15 protein-coding genes are annotated in these 20273 nt (G+C 53.1%); 11 read left to right on the top strand and 4 right to left on the bottom strand.

Going from position 1 to position 20273, the window contains the following annotated elements; all coding sequences use genetic code 11:
• The first annotated feature begins 12 nt into the window (after positions 1-12).
• A complete protein-coding gene (locus G163CM_RS10680; RefSeq protein WP_231828151.1) occupies positions 13-1278 on the top strand; it encodes an oligosaccharide MFS transporter in 1266 nt (421 codons plus the stop codon).
• Positions 1279-1350: 72 nt separating this feature from the next.
• Positions 1351-2481, top strand: coding sequence for a glycoside hydrolase family 88 protein (locus G163CM_RS10675; RefSeq protein ID WP_231828364.1), 1131 nt, complete (start codon positions 1351-1353; stop codon positions 2479-2481).
• A 197-nt stretch (positions 2482-2678) separates the two neighbouring features.
• On the opposite strand, the gene G163CM_RS10670 is transcribed toward G163CM_RS10675, so the two are convergent.
• Together G163CM_RS10670 and G163CM_RS23545 are read right to left on the bottom strand one after the other, a co-directional pair.
• On the bottom strand, positions 2679-3962 hold the full coding sequence (locus tag G163CM_RS10670; RefSeq protein ID WP_015965320.1) for a citrate synthase: 1284 nt from the start codon (positions 3960-3962) through the stop codon (positions 2679-2681).
• Between the two features lie 204 nt (positions 3963-4166).
• On the bottom strand, positions 4167-4274 hold the full coding sequence (locus G163CM_RS23545; protein WP_420851427.1) for a hypothetical protein: 108 nt from the start codon (positions 4272-4274) through the stop codon (positions 4167-4169).
• 326 nt (positions 4275-4600) lie between these two features.
• On the opposite strand from G163CM_RS23545, the gene sdhC reads away from it, so the two are divergent.
• The 8 genes from sdhC (at position 4601) to sucD (ending at position 14339) form a co-directional block, all read left to right on the top strand.
• Positions 4601-5005, top strand: a complete 405-nt coding sequence (gene sdhC / locus G163CM_RS10665) for a succinate dehydrogenase cytochrome b556 subunit (protein WP_015965319.1) — start codon at positions 4601-4603, stop codon at positions 5003-5005.
• A complete protein-coding gene (sdhD, locus tag G163CM_RS10660; RefSeq protein ID WP_015965318.1) occupies positions 4999-5346 on the top strand; it encodes a succinate dehydrogenase membrane anchor subunit in 348 nt (115 codons plus the stop codon). The genes sdhC and sdhD overlap by 7 nt, the downstream gene beginning before the upstream one ends.
• Positions 5346-7112 carry a succinate dehydrogenase flavoprotein subunit gene (gene sdhA / locus G163CM_RS10655; protein WP_231828149.1) on the top strand — a complete coding sequence of 589 codons (1767 nt, stop codon included), beginning with the start codon at positions 5346-5348 and terminating at the stop codon, positions 7110-7112. The genes sdhD and sdhA overlap by 1 nt, the downstream gene beginning before the upstream one ends.
• Positions 7113-7127: 15 nt before the next feature.
• Positions 7128-7844 carry a succinate dehydrogenase iron-sulfur subunit SdhB gene (sdhB, locus tag G163CM_RS10650; RefSeq protein ID WP_108473879.1) on the top strand — a complete coding sequence of 239 codons (717 nt, stop codon included), beginning with the start codon at positions 7128-7130 and terminating at the stop codon, positions 7842-7844.
• Positions 7845-8128: 284 nt separating this feature from the next.
• On the top strand, positions 8129-10930 hold the full coding sequence (sucA, locus tag G163CM_RS10645; protein WP_231828148.1) for a 2-oxoglutarate dehydrogenase E1 component: 2802 nt from the start codon (positions 8129-8131) through the stop codon (positions 10928-10930).
• A gap of 14 nt (positions 10931-10944) precedes the next feature.
• Positions 10945-12159, top strand: coding sequence for a 2-oxoglutarate dehydrogenase complex dihydrolipoyllysine-residue succinyltransferase (odhB, locus tag G163CM_RS10640; RefSeq protein WP_231828146.1), 1215 nt, complete (start codon positions 10945-10947; stop codon positions 12157-12159).
• Between the two features lie 144 nt (positions 12160-12303).
• Positions 12304-13470 (top strand): ADP-forming succinate--CoA ligase subunit beta, encoded by a 1167-nt coding sequence (sucC, locus tag G163CM_RS10635; RefSeq protein WP_015965313.1) that lies wholly within the window; start codon positions 12304-12306, stop codon positions 13468-13470.
• Positions 13470-14339, top strand: a complete 870-nt coding sequence (sucD, locus tag G163CM_RS10630) for a succinate--CoA ligase subunit alpha (RefSeq protein WP_015965312.1) — start codon at positions 13470-13472, stop codon at positions 14337-14339. Before sucC ends, sucD begins: the two co-directional genes overlap by 1 nt.
• A 98-nt stretch (positions 14340-14437) precedes the next feature.
• On the opposite strand, the gene G163CM_RS10625 is transcribed toward sucD, so the two are convergent.
• Positions 14438-15211 (bottom strand): hypothetical protein, encoded by a 774-nt coding sequence (locus G163CM_RS10625; RefSeq protein WP_231828143.1) that lies wholly within the window; start codon positions 15209-15211, stop codon positions 14438-14440.
• Positions 15212-15634: 423 nt separating this feature from the next.
• Here G163CM_RS10625 and G163CM_RS10620 point away from each other — a divergent pair, with 423 nt between their 5' ends.
• Positions 15635-19513 (top strand): inverse autotransporter beta domain-containing protein, encoded by a 3879-nt coding sequence (locus G163CM_RS10620; RefSeq protein WP_338050290.1) that lies wholly within the window; start codon positions 15635-15637, stop codon positions 19511-19513.
• A 33-nt stretch (positions 19514-19546) separates the two neighbouring features.
• Here G163CM_RS10620 and G163CM_RS10615 read toward each other — a convergent pair whose 3' ends face one another.
• Positions 19547-20263, bottom strand: coding sequence for a GntR family transcriptional regulator (locus G163CM_RS10615; RefSeq protein ID WP_231828142.1), 717 nt, complete (start codon positions 20261-20263; stop codon positions 19547-19549).
• Positions 20264-20273 lie beyond the last annotated feature (10 nt).

The raw sequence follows: 20273 nt of genomic DNA, 5'->3' as shown, positions 1-20273 counted from the left end.
CGGAGAAAAAATATGATCAGCTCTGTTCAGTCGACGCGCTCGGCATATATCAAACTTAGTCTCTTTGTCTTTTTATTTACTTTTACCTGGGCGGCCAGTTTTGGGCTCTATGCTATTTGGCTGGGCGATAAGGCCGGGCTGGACGGTGTGGAGATCGGAACGGTATTTGCGATTAACGGTGTTTTTGCCGTGGTGATTAAACCGGTGTACGGCTATATCATGGATAAAATGGGCATGAAAAAGCATCTGCTCTATTTTGTCTGCATTGTCTCGGCGTTAATGGCTCCCTTTTATATCTGGTGTTATCTGCCACTTTTACAAACGCACTTTATTAGCGGAATGATTGTCGGAGCGCTCTTTTTTAGCCTCGGCTGGTATGCAGGTGTGGCCGCCGAAGAGTCCTATGTCGATCGCTTTAGCCGTCTATATGATATGGAATTTGGCCGCATTCGTATGTGGGCGGCATTAGGCTGGGCCACGGCCTCCTCGTTCTCTGGCTACATCTACAATATGTCGCCGAAAATCAATTTTGTGATTAGCTCAGTATCTGCGCTTTGCATGTTTGCGGTTTTACTGACGCTTAAAGTGGACCATTTTGGCAAGGAAGATAACAACGTCCTGTCGAAAGAGAAAATTGTTATTGGAGATGTATTCCAGCTGCTGCGCAATCAAAAATTCTGGACGTTTGCGCTCTATATTGCGGGTGTTGCATGGATGATGTTTATTGCAGAACAACAATTCTCCCGCTATTTCGTTACCTTCTTTGATACAAAAGAAGAGGGTAATGCGATGTTTGGCTATATGAGTACCGCGCAGTCCGCCGCTGAGTTTTTTGGCATGATGCTGGTGCCTGCGATTATTAATCGCATTGGGGCTAAACAGGGGATGATACTGACCGGGCTCGTTATCAGCTTGAGATTAATAATTTCCGGACTGACGAACGACCCGCTAATTATTTGCCTGGTCAAACCGCTATACGGTATTGAAATTGCCCTGATTCTGGTTTCCGTCTTTAAGTACATCGCTGAACACTTTGACAAGCGGGTGAATGCCACGATGTATCTGCTGGGATATCAGGCGATGATTTACGTGGGCTCCGTGGTGGTTGCGCCGCCAGCCGGTTACGCCTATCAAAAAATTGGCTTCGAACATACCTATCTCATTATGGGCGTGATTACTCTGGTGTTTACCGGTATTTCCGCCATTACGCTATCGACCTGCTATCAACATAAAAAAACAACGACCGTGCCCGCTCATGGGCAGGAAGCGATTCATTAATCCTGGAGAATAAAAGCTGTGACTATTCGTAAAGAACCGATTGCCCCTGCAAAATTACATGATGGTGAACGCGTGGCTATTGCGCAGAAAATACGCGACGCCTTACCGGTAATATTATCTGCCATCGATCGTAATCGTGAGTATTTCGGTACGCGTTTTCCGGATGCTGCCTGTAACCAGGGCATTTATCCGATTATCGATAACCAGGAGTGGACAACCAGCTTCTGGACGGGGCAGCTGTGGCTGGCCTGGGAGTGGACGGGAAAGGCGGTTTATCGCACCCTGGCGGAGCAACATGTTAGTGATTTTGGCAAACGTATTGCGACTCGCGAACATACTAATCATCACGATCTCGGCTTTCTTTACAGCCTTTCGTGTATCGCCGCCCATAAATTAACCGGCAATCGTGAGGCAATGTATATTGCCCAACAGGCAGCAGAAGTGCTGATGGAACGCTATCACGATAAAAGCGGCATCATTCAGGCGTGGGGTGAACTGGATAACCCGGAACAGCAGGGGAGGATGATCATCGATTGCAACATGAATTTACCGCTGCTGTACCAGGCCAGTGCGGCGACAGGCGATGCGCGTTATGCCGACGCTGCGAAAACGCATATTGATCAGGCGCGGCGTTATATCGTGCGGGAAGATGGCTCCACGTTCCATACCTTTTACATGGACGTGCACAGCGGAGAACCCCGTTTTGGCAATACGCATCAGGGATTTTCTGACGATTCATGCTGGTCACGTGGGCAGGCCTGGGGCGTGTATGGCTTTTTGCTCAACTATCTCTACACGGGCGACGAGCGGCTGCTTGAACTCAGCCAGACGTTGGCGAACTATTTTATAAACCGCTTGCCGGAAGATCTGATCTGCTACTGGGATCTGGCATTGACCGACCCTCGCAGCGAAAAAGACAGTTCCGCCAGCGCGATCCTTGCATGCGCATTGCTGGAGTTAGTGAAGCATCTTCCGGTAACCCATCCGGACCGGGAAAGCTATGAAACGTTGGCGCTGAGGATGATATCGCGAATGCTCGACGGCTATCTCAACCAGGCACATCAGCCCGGTGAAGGTTTGCTAAAACACTCGGTCTATTACTTTAAAGGGGATATTGGCGTGGATGAGTGTTGCTCATGGGGCGATTACTTCCTGATGGAGGCACTGACCCGAGCGACGGCCTGCTGGCAGAGTTATTGGTAGAGTGGTGTTGCTGAAGAGTTAACCTGGTGCGGTTTCTTGCCGGATGGCGCTGCGCTTATCCGGCCTACATGGTTCCTGCAATATATTGTATTTACAATGTTTTGTAGGCCATGGAAGGCATTGATGTCGGCAAGGGCAACATGCACTTTGTCCGTAAATAAAAGCGCCCGCAGGCGCTTTTTTCACATCCAGACCGATTAATGCTTAAGGTCAGACTTAAAATCGCGTTTTTCGTAGCCGGTGTACAGCTGACGAGGACGGGCGATTTTCATGCCTTCGCTGTGCATTTCATTCCAGTGCGCAATCCAGCCCACGGTACGCGCCATCGCGAAGATAACGGTAAACATGGAGGACGGAATGCCCATCGCTTTCAGAATGATGCCGGAGTAGAAGTCTACGTTCGGGTAGAGTTTCTTCTCGATGAAGTACGGGTCGTTCAGCGCGATGTGTTCCAGCTCCATCGCCACTTCCAGCAGGTCATCTTTGGTACCCAGCTCTTTCAGCACTTCATGGCAGGTTTCACGCATCACGGTGGCGCGCGGGTCATAGTTTTTGTAAACACGGTGACCGAAGCCCATCAGGCGGAAAGAATCATTCTTATCTTTCGCACGACGCACGAATTCCGGAATGTGTTCAACGGAGCTGATCTCTTCCAGCATTTTCAGCGCCGCTTCGTTGGCGCCGCCGTGTGCCGGCCCCCACAGGGAAGCAATACCGGCCGCGATGCAGGCGAACGGGTTCGCGCCGGAGGAGCCTGCGGTACGCACGGTAGAGGTAGAGGCGTTCTGTTCGTGGTCAGCGTGCAGGATCAGAATACGGTCCATTGCGCGTTCCAGAATCGGGTTCACTTCGTACGGTTCGCACGGCGTGGAGAACATCATGTTCAGGAAGTTGCCCGCGTAGGAGAGGTCGTTGCGCGGATAAACAAACGGCTGGCCGATGGAATATTTGTAACACATCGCGGCCATGGTCGGCATTTTCGACAGCAGACGGAACGCGGCGATATCGCGATGACGCGGGTTATTCACATCCAGCGAGTCGTGGTAGAACGCCGCTAACGCGCCGGTGATCCCACACATCACCGCCATCGGGTGAGAGTCGCGACGGAACGCGTGGAACAGACGGGTGATCTGCTCGTGGATCATGGTGTGGCGAGTCACGGTGATTTTGAATTCGTCATACTCTGCCTGCGTCGGTTTCTCACCGTGCAGCAGGATGTAGCAAACTTCGAGGTAGTTAGATTCAGTGGCTAACTGGTCAATCGGAAAACCGCGGTGCAGCAGGATGCCTTCATCACCATCAATAAATGTGATTTTGGATTCGCAGGATGCGGTAGAGGTGAAACCAGGGTCAAAAGTAAAAATGCCCTTTGAACCAAGACTACGGATATCAATAACATCCTCACCGAGCGTGCCTTTTAGCACATCCAGTTCGATAGCAGTGTCACCACCGAGGGTGATTTTTGCCTTTGTATCAGCCATTTACGGTCTCCTTAGCGCCTTATTGCTTAAGACTGCCGGCTACCTGGTTTGCATTCATTTGATATTTCGACGTTACCAGTTTGTTATTTGGCTCAAGGCTCTGCTGCAGAGGTGATACCAGGGTACAGAGCAAATGGCGCTTGACGGTATGCGTCTAATCTACAGTGAAACAACAGCAAATCAGGGTATTAGCAGTCCGAGTATTCAAACCTGTCTATCACTAATAACTTTCCTGATAACTTTGGTCAATAGCACCACACTGTTACATAACTTATTATCAGGTGAAAGAGTGACCCCATAACTTTTGCGCATTATATGCTTTTTCAGGTGATGGTTGTAACAATAATGTTTAATATTTGTCAAATCACGTGATTAATTTTTAAAATATTGTTGTAATCGTGACGTTGATCACTGTTCAGCATAAAACCCGACAAACTATATGTAGGTTAATTGTAATGATTTTGTGAACAGCCTATACTGCCGCCAGGTCTCCGGAACACCCTGCAATCCCGAGCCACCCAGCGTTGTAACGCGTCGTTTTAGCATCTGGAAGCAGAGTTTTATATGACGCGAAGTTATAGATAAGGACGCTGTCTGACCCGCAAGCAGACCGGAGGAAAGGAAACAATAAGAACAGCATGTGGGCGTTATTCATGATAAGAAATGTGAAAAAACAAAGACCTGTCAACCTGGATCTGCAAACGATCCGGTTCCCAATCACGGCGATAGCGTCCATTCTCCATCGCGTCTCCGGAGTCATAACGTTTGTGGCTGTCGGTATTCTGCTTTGGCTGCTGGGCACCAGTCTTTCCTCTCCGGAAGGCTTCCTTTATGCGTCCTCCATCATGGGCAGCTTCTTCGTTAAATTCATTATGTGGGGCATCCTGACGGCGCTGGCTTATCACGCCATCGTAGGGATTCGTCATCTGCTGATGGATTTTGGCTATCTGGAAGAAACCCTCGAAGCAGGTAAGCGCTCCGCCAAAATTTCTTTTGTTATTACTGTCGTGCTTTCAATTCTTGCAGGAGTCCTCGTATGGTAAGCAACGCCTCAGCATTAGGACGCAACGGCGTACATGACTTCATCCTGGTACGTGCCACCGCCATCGTCCTGACTCTGTACATCATCTACATGGTTGGTTTTTTCGCGACGAGCGGCGACCTCACCTGGGAAGTCTGGAGTGGTTTCTTCTCCTCTGCGTTCACCAAAGTGTTCACCTTGTTGGCCCTGTTTTCTATCCTGATTCATGCCTGGATTGGCATGTGGCAGGTGCTGACCGACTACGTTAAACCGCTGGCACTGCGCATGGTGCTGCAACTGGCAATCGTTGTTGCGCTGGTGGTTTACGTCATTTATGGATTTGTTGTGGTGTGGGGTGTGTGATGAAACTGCCAGTAAGAGAATTTGATGCTGTTGTAATTGGTGCCGGTGGCGCGGGTATGCGTGCGGCACTGCAAATTTCCCAGAGCGGCCAGACCTGTGCGCTGCTCTCTAAAGTTTTCCCAACCCGTTCGCACACCGTATCCGCACAGGGTGGTATCACCGTTGCGCTGGGTAACACCCATGAAGATAACTGGGAATGGCACATGTACGACACCGTAAAAGGATCGGACTACATTGGTGACCAGGATGCGATCGAATATATGTGTAAAACCGGCCCGGAAGCGATTCTGGAGCTGGAACACATGGGCCTGCCGTTCTCCCGTCTGGACGATGGCCGTATCTATCAACGTCCGTTTGGCGGCCAGTCGAAAAACTTCGGCGGCGAGCAGGCGGCACGTACTGCGGCGGCGGCTGACCGTACCGGTCACGCACTGCTGCATACGCTTTATCAGCAGAACCTGAAAAACCACACCACTATTTTCTCTGAGTGGTACGCGCTGGATCTGGTGAAAAACGCTGACGGCGCGGTGGTCGGTTGTACCGCCCTGTGCATCGAAACCGGTGAAGTGGTTTACTTCAAAGCCAACGCCACCGTGCTGGCGACCGGCGGTGCAGGCCGCATCTATCAGTCCACCACTAACGCGCATATCAACACCGGTGACGGCGTCGGTATGGCCCTGCGTGCCGGTGTGCCGGTGCAGGATATGGAAATGTGGCAGTTCCACCCAACCGGTATCGCCGGTGCGGGCGTGCTGGTGACAGAAGGCTGCCGTGGTGAAGGTGGTTACCTGCTGAACAAACACGGCGAGCGCTTCATGGAGCGTTACGCCCCGAATGCGAAAGACCTGGCGGGTCGTGACGTGGTGGCGCGTTCCATCATGATCGAAATCCGTGAAGGTCGCGGCTGTGACGGTCCGTGGGGCCCGCACGCGAAACTGAAACTCGACCACCTGGGTAAAGAAGTGCTGGAATCCCGTCTGCCGGGCATTCTTGAGCTTTCTCGCACCTTCGCCCACGTCGACCCGGTTAAAGAGCCGATTCCGGTAATCCCAACCTGTCACTACATGATGGGCGGTATTCCGACCAAAGTGACCGGCCAGGCGCTGACCGTGAACGAGCAGGGTGAAGATGTGGTGATCCCTGGGCTGTTCGCGGTGGGTGAAATTGCCTGCGTATCCGTACACGGCGCTAACCGTCTGGGCGGCAACTCGCTGCTGGACCTGGTAGTATTTGGACGTGCGGCTGGCCTGCATCTGCAGGAATCTATCGCAGAGCAGGGCGCACTGCGCGATGCCACTGAAGAAGAGATTGACGCTTCCCTGGAACGTCTGAATCGCTGGAATGGCAACCGTGACGGTGAAGATCCGGTTGAAATCCGTAAAGCGCTTCAGGAATGCATGCAGCATAACTTCTCGGTATTCCGTGAAGGTGATGCGATGGCGAAAGGTCTTGAGCAACTGAAAGTGATTCGTGAGCGTCTGAAAAATGCCCGTCTGGACGACACTTCCAGCGAATTCAACACCCAGCGTGTTGAGTGCCTGGAGCTGGATAACCTGATGGAAACCGCTTACGCGACTGCTGTTTCCGCGAACTTCCGTACCGAGAGCCGTGGCGCGCATAGCCGCTTCGACTATCCGGATCGTGACGACGCAAACTGGCTGTGCCATTCCCTGTATCTGCCAGAGTCTGAGTCCATGACGCGTCGTAGCGTCAATATGGAACCAAAACTGCGTCCGGCGTTCCCGCCGAAGATTCGTACTTATTAATGCGGAGACAGGTCAATGAAACTCGAATTTTCAATTTATCGTTATAACCCGGATGTCGATGACGCTCCGCGCATGCAGGATTACACCCTGGAAGGCGAAGAAGGGCGCGACATGATGCTGCTGGATGCGCTTATCCAGCTGAAAGAGAAAGATCCAAGTCTGTCGTTCCGCCGCTCCTGCCGTGAAGGGGTTTGTGGTTCCGATGGCCTGAATATGAACGGCAAAAACGGTCTGGCCTGCATCACGCCAATTTCGGCGCTGGGCAATGGCAAACAGAAGATTGTTATCCGTCCGCTGCCTGGTTTACCGGTCATTCGTGATTTGGTGGTAGACATGGGGCAATTCTATGCACAATATGAGAAGATTAAGCCTTACTTGTTGAATAATGGGCAAAATCCTCCTGCTCGCGAGCACCTCCAGGGGCCAGAGCAGCGTGAAAAACTCGATGGGTTGTACGAGTGTATCCTGTGTGCATGTTGCTCGACGTCCTGCCCATCGTTCTGGTGGAACCCGGATAAGTTTATCGGCCCGGCAGGTCTGTTGGCAGCGTACCGCTTCCTGATTGACAGCCGTGATACCGAAACCGACAGCCGACTTGATGGCCTGAGTGACGCTTTCAGCGTATTCCGCTGCCATAGCATCATGAACTGCGTCAGTGTATGTCCAAAGGGGCTGAACCCGACGCGCGCGATTGGTCATATTAAGTCAATGTTGTTGCAGCGCAGTGCGTAAGTAATAACGCCCTTATCCGGCAAAAAGCGCCGGATGGCGGCGTAAACGCCTTATCCGGCCTACAAGTGAGTACCCGTAGGCCTGATAAGCGAAGCGCCATCAGGCGTAACAAAGATATGCAGGAAACCTCTAAAAACTGCCCCTGATTATGTTTGACAGTTTTTAAAGGTTCCTTCGCGAGCCACTACTTAGACAAGAGCTCGCAGGTGAACCCCGGCACGTACAGCCAATGTACGTGGTAGTATCCACGGCGAAGTAAGCATAAAAATGCTTAAGGGATCACGATGCAGAACAGCGCTTTGAAAGCCTGGTTGGACTCTTCTTACCTCTCTGGCTCGAACCAGAGCTGGATAGAACAGCTCTATGAAGACTTCTTAACCGATCCTGACTCGGTAGACGCTAACTGGCGTTCGACGTTCCAGCAGTTACCTGGTACCGGAGTCAAACCGGATCAACTCCATTCCACCACGCGTGAATATTTCCGTCGTCTGGCGAAGGATGCCTCACGTTACTCTTCTTCGATTTCCGACCCTGACACCAATGCGAAGCAGGTTAAAGTCCTGCAGCTCATTAACGCTTATCGCTTCCGTGGTCACCAACAGGCCAATCTCGACCCGTTAGGACTGTGGCAGCAAGATAAAGTGGCAGACTTAGATCCGTCTTTCCACGATCTGACCGAGGCCGATTTCCAGGAAAGCTTTAACGTAGGCTCATTTGCTATCGGCAAAGAGACGATGAAGCTGGGCGATCTGCTTGAAGCCCTCAAGCAAACCTACTGCGGCTCCATCGGCGCGGAATATATGCACATCACCAGCACCGAAGAAAAACGCTGGATTCAGCAGCGCTTCGAGGCAGGGCATGCCACCTTTACGGCGGAAGAGAAAAAACGCTTCCTGAGCGAACTCACCGCGGCGGAAGGTCTGGAACGCTACCTGGGCGCGAAATTCCCGGGCGCGAAACGCTTCTCGCTGGAAGGCGGCGATGCGTTGGTTCCGATGTTAAAAGAGATGATTCGTCACGCGGGTAACAACGGTACGCGTGAAGTGGTGCTGGGTATGGCGCACCGCGGTCGTCTGAACGTACTGATTAACGTGCTGGGTAAAAAATCTCAGGACCTGTTTGACGAGTTCTCCGGCAAACATAAAGAGCACCTCGGCACCGGTGACGTGAAGTACCACATGGGCTTCTCGTCTGACTTTGAAACCGACGGCGGCCTGGTGCACCTGGCGCTGGCGTTCAACCCGTCGCACCTGGAAATTGTCAGCCCGGTGGTTATCGGCTCCGTGCGTGCACGTCTGGATCGTCTGGACAACCCGAGCAGCAACATGGTTCTGCCAATCACCATTCACGGTGATGCGGCGGTTGCAGGGCAGGGCGTGGTTCAGGAAACCCTGAACATGTCGAAAGCACGTGGTTATGAAGTGGGCGGTACCGTTCGCATCGTGATTAACAACCAGGTCGGCTTTACTACTTCCAACCCGCTGGATGCGCGTTCCACGCCGTACTGTACCGATATCGGTAAGATGGTGATGGCGCCGATTTTCCACGTGAATGCGGATGACCCGGAAGCGGTCGCGTTTGTCACCCGTCTGGCGCTGGACTTCCGTAACACCTTTAAACGTGATGTCTTCATCGACCTGGTGTGCTACCGCCGTCATGGCCATAACGAAGCCGACGAGCCGAGCGCAACCCAGCCGCTGATGTATCAGAAAATCAAGAAACACCCGACTCCGCGTAAGATCTATGCTGACAAACTTGAGCAGCAGGGCGTCGCTACGCTGGAAGACGCCACCGAAATGGTCAACCTGTACCGCGACGCGCTGGACGCGGGCGAGTGCGTGGTGAAAGAGTGGCGTCAGATGAACCTGCACTCCTTTACCTGGTCGCCGTACCTCAACCACGAGTGGGATGAAAGCTACCCGAATAAGGTTGAGATGAAGCGCCTGCAGGAACTGGCTAACCGTATCAGTACGGTGCCGGATGCGGTCGAAATGCAGTCTCGCGTAGCCAAAATTTACGGCGATCGCCAGTCCATGGCTGCCGGTGAAAAACTGTTCGACTGGGGCGGTGCAGAAAACCTGGCATACGCCACGCTGGTTGATGAAGGCGTTTCTGTGCGTCTGTCTGGTGAAGACTCCGGTCGCGGCACCTTCTTCCACCGCCACGCGGTTATTCATAACCAGGCGAACGGCTCTACTTATACCCCGCTGCAGCACGTGCATAACGGCCAGGGCGAGTTCAAAGTGTGGGACTCCGTACTGTCTGAAGAAGCGGTGCTGGCGTTTGAATACGGTTATGCCACCGCAGAGCCGCGCACGCTGACCATCTGGGAAGCGCAGTTCGGCGACTTCGCTAACGGCGCGCAGGTGGTTATCGACCAGTTCATCTCCTCTGGCGAGCAGAAATGGGGCCGTATGTGTGGCCTGGTGATGCTGCTGCCGCACGGTTATGAAGGGCAGGGCCCGGAGCACTCCTCCGCGCGTCTGGAACGTTATCTGCAACTTTGTGCTGAACAGAACATGCAGGTTTGCGTACCGACCACCCCGGCACAGGTGTATCACATGCTGCGTCGTCAGGCGCTGCGCGGGATGCGTCGTCCGCTGGTGGTGATGTCACCGAAATCCCTGCTGCGCCACCCGCTGGCGGTCTCCAGCCTGGATGAACTGGCAAACGGCACCTTTATGCCGGCGATTGGCGAAATCGACGAGCTGGATCCGAAAGCGGTGAAACGCGTCGTGCTCTGTTCGGGTAAAGTTTATTTCGATCTGCTTGAGCAGCGTCGTAAGAACGAGCAGAAAGATGTCGCCATCGTGCGTATTGAACAGCTCTATCCGTTCCCGCATCAGGCGATGCAGGAAGCGCTTAAGCCTTTCGCTCACGTACATGATTTTGTCTGGTGTCAGGAAGAGCCGCTCAACCAGGGCGCCTGGTACTGTAGCCAGCACCATTTCCGTGAAGTCATTCCCTTTGGAGCGTCTCTGCGTTACGCAGGTCGCCCGGCCTCCGCTTCACCTGCGGTAGGTTACATGTCCGTTCACCAGAAACAGCAACAAGATCTGGTCAATGACGCGCTGAACGTCGATTAATTAAAGGATACACAATGAGTAGCGTAGATATTCTGGTCCCTGACCTGCCTGAATCCGTAGCAGATGCCACCGTCGCAACCTGGCATAAAAAACCGGGCGACGCGGTTGTTCGTGATGAAGTGCTGGTAGAAATCGAAACTGACAAAGTGGTACTGGAAGTACCGGCGTCGGCAGACGGCATTCTGGATGCAGTTCTGGAAGACGAAGGCACGACCGTAACGTCCCGTCAGATCCTGGGTCGCCTGCGTGAAGGCAACAGCGGTGGGAAAGAAACCAGCGCCAAGTCAGAAGCGAAAGACTCTACTCCGGCGCAGCGTCAGCAGGCGTCTCTGGAAGAGCAAAACAACGATGCGCTCAGCCCGGCGATTCGCCGTCTGCTGGGTGAACACAACCTCGAAGCCAGCGCTATTAAAGGCACAGGTGTCGGTGGCCGCATTACCCGTGAAGACGTAGAAAAACATCTGGCGAAAGCGCCGGCTAAAGCAGATGCCCCGGCAGCTGCAGCTGCGCCGGTTGCACCGCTGGCTGGCCGTAGCGAAAAACGCGTCCCGATGACTCGCCTGCGTAAGCGTGTGGCAGAGCGTCTGCTGGAAGCAAAAAACTCCACCGCCATGCTGACCACGTTCAACGAAGTCAACATGAAGCCGATTATGGATCTGCGTAAGCAGTACGGTGAAGCGTTTGAGAAGCGTCACGGCATCCGTCTGGGCTTCATGTCCTTCTACGTGAAAGCGGTTGTTGAAGCGCTGAAACGCTACCCGGAAGTGAACGCGTCTATTGATGGCGAAGATGTGGTTTATCACAACTACTTCGACGTGAGCATGGCAGTGTCTACGCCGCGCGGCCTGGTAACCCCGGTTCTGCGTGATGTTGATTCTCTGGGCATGGCTGACATCGAAAAACGCATTAAAGAGCTGGCGCTGAAAGGGCGTGATGGCAAATTGACAGTAGAAGATCTTACCGGCGGCAACTTTACCATTACAAATGGTGGTGTTTTCGGTTCTCTGATGTCTACCCCTATCATCAACCCGCCGCAGAGCGCTATCCTGGGCATGCACGCCATTAAAGATCGCCCGATGGCCGTGGATGGCAAGGTAGAAATTCTGCCGATGATGTACCTGGCTCTCTCTTACGATCACCGTCTGATCGATGGCCGTGAGTCGGTTGGTTTCCTGGTGGCGATTAAAGAGCTGCTGGAAGATCCGACTCGTCTGCTGCTGGACGTGTAGTAAGCATAAGATTCACCTGCCCGTAGGCCGGATAAGGCGTTTACGCCGCCATCCGGCGTTGATGCGATGCCTGATGGCGACGCTTGCGCGTCTTATCAGGCCTACGGCTTAAAACAATGATTACCTGAAGGATGGATAGAACACATGAACTTACATGAATATCAGGCAAAACAACTTTTTGCCCGCTATGGCTTACCGGCTCCGGTGGGTTATGCCTGTACTACTCCGCGTGAAGCAGAAGAAGCCGCTTCAAAAATCGGTGCAGGTCCGTGGGTAGTAAAATGTCAGGTTCACGCTGGTGGCCGCGGTAAAGCGGGCGGTGTGAAAGTCGTGAAGAGCAAAGAAGAAATTCGCGCTTTTGCTGAGCACTGGCTGGGTAAACGTCTGGTGACCTACCAAACGGATGCCCACGGTCAGCCGGTTAACCAGATTCTGGTTGAAGCAGCGACGGATATTGATAAAGAACTCTATCTGGGCGCGGTTGTAGATCGTTCCTCTCGTCGCGTGGTCTTCATGGCCTCTACCGAAGGCGGCGTGGAAATCGAGAAAGTAGCGGAAGAAACCCCGCACCTGATCCACAAAGTCGCACTGGATCCGCTGGCGGGCCCGATGCCGTATCAGGGTCGCGAGCTGGCGTTCAAACTGGGTCTGGAAGGTAAGCAGGTTCAGCAATTCACCAAAATCTTTATGGGTCTGGCGACCATCTTCCTTGAGCGCGACCTGGCGCTGATCGAAATCAACCCGCTGGTCATCACCAAACAGGGCGACCTGATCTGCCTCGACGGCAAACTGGGCGCTGACGGTAACGCACTGTTCCGCCAGGCTGACCTGCGCGAAATGCGTGACCAGTCTCAGGAAGATCCGCGTGAAGCACAGGCTGCACAGTGGGAACTGAACTACGTTGCGCTGGACGGTAACATCGGTTGCATGGTTAACGGCGCTGGCCTGGCAATGGGCACCATGGACATCGTTAAACTGCACGGCGGCGAACCGGCTAACTTCCTTGACGTTGGCGGCGGCGCAACCAAAGAGCGCGTAACCGAAGCGTTCAAAATCATCCTTTCCGATGACAAGGTGAAAGCCGTTCTGGTTAACATCTTCGGCGGTATCGTTCGTTGCGACCTGATCGCTGACGGTATTATCGGCGCGGTAGAAGAAGTTGGCGTAAACGTACCGGTTGTCGTTCGTCTGGAAGGTAACAACGCCGAACTCGGCGCGAAGAAACTGGCCGATAGTGGCCTGAATATTATTGCAGCGAAAGGTCTGACGGATGCAGCAGAGCAAGTTGTTGCAGCAGTGGAGGGGAAATAATGTCCATTTTAATTGATAAAAACACCAAGGTTATCTGTCAGGGCTTCACCGGTAGCCAGGGGACTTTCCACTCCGAACAGGCGATCGCTTACGGTACGCAGATGGTTGGCGGCGTAACGCCAGGCAAAGGCGGCACGACTCACCTGGGCCTGCCAGTGTTTAACACCGTGCGTGAAGCCGTAGAAGCAACCGGCGCTACCGCATCGGTTATCTACGTACCGGCACCGTTCTGCAAAGATTCCATTCTGGAAGCGATCGACGCAGGCATTAAGCTTATCATCACCATCACCGAAGGTATCCCGACGCTGGATATGCTGACCGTGAAAGTGAAGCTGGACGAAGCAGGCGTGCGCATGATTGGCCCGAACTGCCCAGGCGTTATCACCCCGGGCGCGTGCAAAATCGGCATCCAGCCAGGCCATATTCATAAGCCGGGCAAAGTGGGCATCGTTTCCCGCTCTGGTACCCTGACGTATGAAGCGGTTAAACAGACCACCGATTACGGCTTTGGCCAGTCCACCTGTGTGGGTATCGGCGGCGACCCGATCCCGGGTTCTAACTTCATCGATATCCTGAAAATGTTCCAGGAAGATCCGCAGACTGAAGCGATCGTTATGATCGGTGAGATCGGCGGTAGCGCGGAAGAAGAAGCGGCGGCGTACATTAAAGATCACGTCACCAAACCGGTTGTGGGCTATATCGCAGGCGTTACCGCGCCGAAAGGCAAACGTATGGGCCACGCTGGCGCCATCATCGCGGGCGGTAAAGGTACGGCAGACGAGAAGTTTGCTGCACTGGAAGCGGCTGGCGTTCGTACCGTTCGCAGCCTGGCCGATATCGGCGAAGCGCTGAAAGTCGTACTGGGATAAAAATCCTCTCCGCTCCCCGGTAAGCTTCGAGAAATATGAAGCAGGGGAGCCTTATATGTTCGATTTCGACATGGTTGGCCATCTTATGATGGCCTTTTTTATTTCAGCATCACGCTGAAGCCCGCATAAAGCGTGAACTGCGGCTGATAATCCCCTCTGTGCGCGACGGTCCACTGCGGTTCGACAAAACTATTGACGATATACCCGCCAATCGGCATCGCGCGCCCCACACCGAGTCCTACCGGAACATAGTAATCATCATTTTTCACGTTATACGTCCAGATACCGCTGGAACGCATATACCAGCCTTTTGACATTTTATAGATGACAAACGGCTGGAAGGTGGCGGTTTCAACGGCGTTGCGGTCATCATCACCGGCGAAACTTTTTTGCCATTGCACCAGCGCCACTTTTAACCATTTAGGCGATGTATCGACGGCGACTGCCGCCAGTCCGGTCTGCCACTGCCCGGTCCCCAGTTCATCGCGCGATGCTGTGTTGGCGGTAATCAGCGGCCCGACGCCCAGCATCACGCCTTTTTGCTTGAGCAGAAAAATATCGAACAGGTTGATATCACCCAGCCCGGTGTCATAACCACCGGAAACCTGCGGGCGCGTGGCGATGGGTGCCGTTAAGCGCAGAATTTGCGGCACCGGAATGAGATCGCCTGCGGCAACAGGCATGGTGGCACGCAGTAGCGTATCGTTGGTGTGCTGATCGCTGTCATAGAGGTTAGGCGTGTAGTAATCCTGAACGGATAATGATGTTGCCAGATGTAGCGGGTTGTTGGCTTTATCGACGGTGTCTTCGGCCCAGGCGTGCAACGTACAGCACAGTAACGCGGGCGCCAGCAGATATTTTACATGAACCATAGCGTATCCTTTCCTGAATTCCCTGAATAGGTGCGCATAAAATGCACACATTTTGCGGCGTGATTATAAAAACAGCAATGCGCCAGGGAGAATGAGAAAGATGTAATTCATTGTAAAATAAGAATTTACTATAAATTCCGGGTGATGGGATTGCCTGAAATCATTTGTCACTGTGATTTTTTTGGCGGCAATGATTCGCAGACTTCAGCATACGTCTGACCAGTTCCACGCGTGCGTCCCGTTCTTAAACATAACGATATTTTTTTTGACGATTATGGATTGTCTGATTGTGGCAGGCTAATTTACCTTTTAAAATCGCCAAATAATGGGTGTCATTTATTTTTCTGTTCAGTGCTGAGAACGGAAGGCTTGTCCGCGTTTATGTCTCCCGCATGTTTATTCTTTATTTCTGTTTAGCCGCAAATGCGTCTGTTAATTGATGGAGCGATTTTCCGTATGGTGGCGCGCTACCCACTTCGTATTAAGCATATATACCGTTTCTCTATTATTCTTTTTTTACAATCGGGATTGGCTACAGGGGCTTCTCTCTCAGATAAAAACGAAACGCTTTCCGTCAGAGATAGCGTCTATCATGCATTATACGAAGATCAAGAAAGTCGTGCCGAGGCCGTCGCGCAGGCAAGAGCTGGTGCGGGGGCGAAGCTTGCGCAGGCGCTTGGCCAGGATGCCTCCGCCGAGCGTATCAGCGCAATGGGGCAAAGTATGGCCTCTGGATTATTGAGTTCGGCTATTCAACAAAACCTGTCTTCTTTGGGTACTGCCAGAGTCAAAATGAATATAAGCAGTGCGAAACTCGACGGCAGTGAATTTGATTTTTTAATGCCGCTTCTTGAAAGTCGTCACCATTTATTCTTTTCCCAAACCGGGATAAGAAGAATTGATGACAGAACCATGGCTAACCTTGGCCTGGGTTATCGCTTCTGGCCCTCAGACGCCGAAATGCTTGGCGCGAATATATTTTATGACGATGACATCAGTCGTCAGCATAAGCGTCTGGGAACCGGGCTTGAATATGCCCGCGATTTCTTTCGCATCTCTGCCAATGGTTATTATCGTCTCAGCGGCTGGAAGCGTTCTCGCGATTTTAGCGACACACATGAACGCGTTGCAAACGGGGTGGATATCCGCACCGAGGCGTGGCTTCCGCAACTGCCTCAGGTGGGTGGAACGTTTTCCTGGGCGCGCTATTATGGCGATCGTGTCGGCGTTTTTGGCCCGGACGATCTACAAAACAATCCCCAGTTACTCACCGTAGGGGTGAACTATACCCCGGTGCCGCTGGCGGGAATTTCCGTGCAAAAAACGATGAATACGCGCGGCGGCAGCGATGCGTTTTCTGTCGCGCTGAATGTCTCATGGCAGCCAGGTGTTCCCCTCAAATCGCAGTTGGATCCGGACAACGTTCGCTTTCATCGCACACTGGCAGGTTCACGCTATGAGCTGGTGGACAGAAATAATTTTATTGTTCTGGAGTACAAAAAGGACCGCCTGTTTTCCGTCGCGCCACATCAAAAGATTTCCGGCGTTGAAAGCAGCCAGTTAACGCTAAATCTGGATATCACATCACGCTATGCGGTCACCGGCATTGGCTGGCAGGGCGAGGACTTTTTTACTGCCGGCGGCGATGTCGTTTATACAAACGGGGCCTATGTGCTTTCGTTTCCTGAATGGCAAACCAACGGCAGTAACCACTATCAGCTTGAAGGTCGGGCTATCGACGAAAAAGGCAATCTTTCGTCGCCTTTTCGCGTTGAGGTAGATGTGCTGCCGATGGACGTCAAAATCTCCCTGGCGGGGGATCTGAAAGGCGAAGAGGAACAAACGCTTGCGATGGGGCTTAATGTCCGAAGCCTTGGTGCGATAGGTAAAGTCGACTGGAAGGCGGCTGAATTTTTCGCTGCCGGAGGGAAGTTCATTCAGACGCGTGCCGCGACGGGCGATGCCCTGAGCCTGAACTACAGCGCTGTCCTGCCGCCTTATAAGGCCAATGGTGAAAATAGTTATCCTGTGGATGTGACGGTCACCGACAGTGCAGGAAATGTGTCCAACACCGCCTCGGCGCGCATCGTTGTTGAGCCGCGCACGATTGTCCTGTCGATGCCAGCCGTAGTGGCCGGTGACGAAGGGGAGCGTATTGCGCTGCCGTTGACCATTGATTCTAAAACGACCGTAACTCATCTGGAGTGGGACGCGCCCGAGCTTATCGCTCATGGAGGCAGCGTGAGTGTAGAAGAGGATAAGCTCTGGCTGACACTGCCCGCGTGGTCAGACGCAGGCGCAAATCGCTATACCATTACGGTTACCGCCAGCGACGATCACAATCACCGTTCAGCACCCGTAACCAGCCAGATCTCAGTGGCATCGGCGAGCATTACGCTTGCGCTGGATGAAAAGCTGCTGGGTAAATCTGGCGGTGATGTGGTCGTTACGCCGCGGGTTAGCACTCAGTCAGCGGTTGCTCGCATTGAGTGGCAGGGGGAGGGCTTTTTCAGCGCGGGTGGGCGTGTGGTGCAGGACGGAGCAAGCGGTTATCGGTTTACGCTACCGTTATGGAAAAAAGAGGGCGCGAATCGCTATATCCTTCAGGCCGTGGCGTGGGATAAACAGGGCCGTTCCTCTGCACCGGTAAACGTAAGCGTAGAGGTAGAACCTGTGAGCATTGCCGTGACGGCGCCCGATACGCTGTCGGGCCGCGAACAGGAGACAGTAGAAGCCTCGATAAACGTCGTGGCACAGGGGACAACGGTTAGTGACGTTCAGTTTAGCGCTGACGCGTTTTTCGCCGCTGGCGGTAAAGTTACTGGCACTCTGCCCGCTTACCAGTTGCTTATGCCTGCATGGCAGGCAAAGGGAAATAACCACTACACCGTCACGGTGAGTGCGAAAGACGCACAGGGCAATATCAGCGAGCCAACGACCCTGGCGATCAGCGTCACTCAGGCGCCGTTCACCCTTACTGCGGATACAGCGATCACGGGATTCGAGGCAAGTGTTACCGACATCACACCTGAGGTTCAAAGCCTGTATGGTGTAGCGCGTTATGAGATTGACGCCACCGAGTTCAAAAGCGCCGGCGGAAGTATCGCTGAAAAAGGGGGCACTTTCCGCCTGACGTTGCCGGGTTTTGTGGTGGGCGGTGAAAACAGCTACCCCGTTACTATTCGCGCTATCGATAAGAAAGGTACCGTTTCCGCACCGCTGGCGCTGAATGTCGTCGTCACCACTCGCCTGCTGGATGGCAGCGGCCAGTGCTCTGTCGTCGGTGGGGGTGAGGGCTACGCGGGTCAGATAGATAAAGAGAGTGTGAATTATCAGGAAGCGCGGGATTACGCCACGCTTAAAGCGTTGGTCGATGCCGGAACACCGTACATCTATATCCCCGGCGACGTTGAAATCGAACTTCCAGTGTCGCAAAACGCGCTGTTCATTAAAAACGGTACCACGGTATTTAGCGATCGCGGCGTAAACGGTAGCGAAGGTGCGCGGCTCAGCATTCCCTATTTGAGTGAAGAGACAAACAAGTTCCCGATTATCGTCATGGACAGCAATACCCGCATGTCGGGCATTCGCTATGAAGGGCCATACAAGGGGACGTTGACTCAAAACACGACAATTGGAATCCAGACCGTGGTGGGAGGGAAAAATGTCGAAGTGGATAATATGGAACTCTGGGGATGGCCCTGGGCTGCGGTCAGCGTAAAGACAGCGACTGATGTTCGGGTTCATCACAGCTATATCCATGACAACATCAAATCAGAACTGGGTTATGGCGTAGTGGTGCAAAATGGCAACGCGACGGCAGAGGTCGCCTGTAACCTTTTTAACAGTAATCGCCACGCGATTGCCGGCAGCGGTAAATCAGGCGAGGGCTACGCCGCGCATCATAATTTGGTGCTGAACGGCGGTGGACGCGGCGCTTATCACCAGTTTGACATGCACCTGTTCCCATCGGAAGGTGGGGCAGGGGCATTTATGGACGTGACCCAAAACTGGTTTGACTTTGGGCGCTACGGTACCAGCAACCGCTCCTCCATCGTGGTACGCGGGCAGCCATCCGAAGGCCCGATCACCGTCACTGATAACTGGTTCAGCCAGCCATGGAAAAACGGCACGCAGTATGCCGTTGATGGTGAATATGGCAAATGGGTACCCACGGTTGAATCCATTTTGGCGACTAATCAGTTTGACGTGAAGTTTAACTATCTGGAGAAAGGCAAAAATCAGTGCGTGATTGATTGGCTGAGTTCCAGCCAGAGTATTCATTGTTCGGCAATGGATTGATTGGCGACAGGCGCCGTACGTGGGTACGGCGCATTAATGCTGACGGTGGGCAACCAACGTAAAACGGTAATCGTCACTTTTAAAGGCATTGCGGCTGTATTCAAACACCCGGCCATCGCTCAGAAAACCGCGTGAGATTTTCTCCAGAATGGGTTTGCCTGGCGCGAGTTCCAGCGCGGCGATCGTTTCCGCGTCAGGAAGAATGGGGATCACTTCCTGTTCGCTGCGATCAATCACCAGCTTTTTCGTCTCTTCGATAAAATGGTACTTCGATCCTTCCATCACGCTCCAGGTGAGATCGGGAAACAGCGATAGCGGCATCCACGTCTCTTCCAGCGCCATCGGCTTTTGTTTCAGAAAACGCACACGTTTGATGTGCCAGACTTTCTCGCCATCCTGCAACTGAAGTTTTTCGCGCAGGCACTCATCCGCAGTAATCACCTCAAACACGCGTACTTCGCTGTGTGTTTGCACATGGCGATCGGCAATCTTCTCGTAAAAGCTGGTGAGTTGGTAGATATCGTAATTTACCCGCTCTTCTTTCACATAGCGTCCACTGCCCTGAATACTCTCAATCACCTTTTGCTCGGTGAGCTGTTTTAGCGCCTGGCGCACGGTGACCCGGCTCACCTCATATTCTGCCTGAAGCGCGGCTTCTGTAGGCAGGGCATCTCCGGCTTTTAACTCACCGCGGGCAATACGTTCGCGGATGGCATCGGCAATCTGGCGATAGAGAGGTTTCTGGCTCATAACGATTCCG

It is taken from the genome of Pseudocitrobacter corydidari, assembly GCF_021172065.1.
GTDB lineage: Bacteria > Pseudomonadota > Gammaproteobacteria > Enterobacterales > Enterobacteriaceae > Pseudocitrobacter > Pseudocitrobacter corydidari.
Note: the sequence above shows the minus strand (reverse complement) of the source record. Positions and strands in the feature narration are given on the sequence as shown.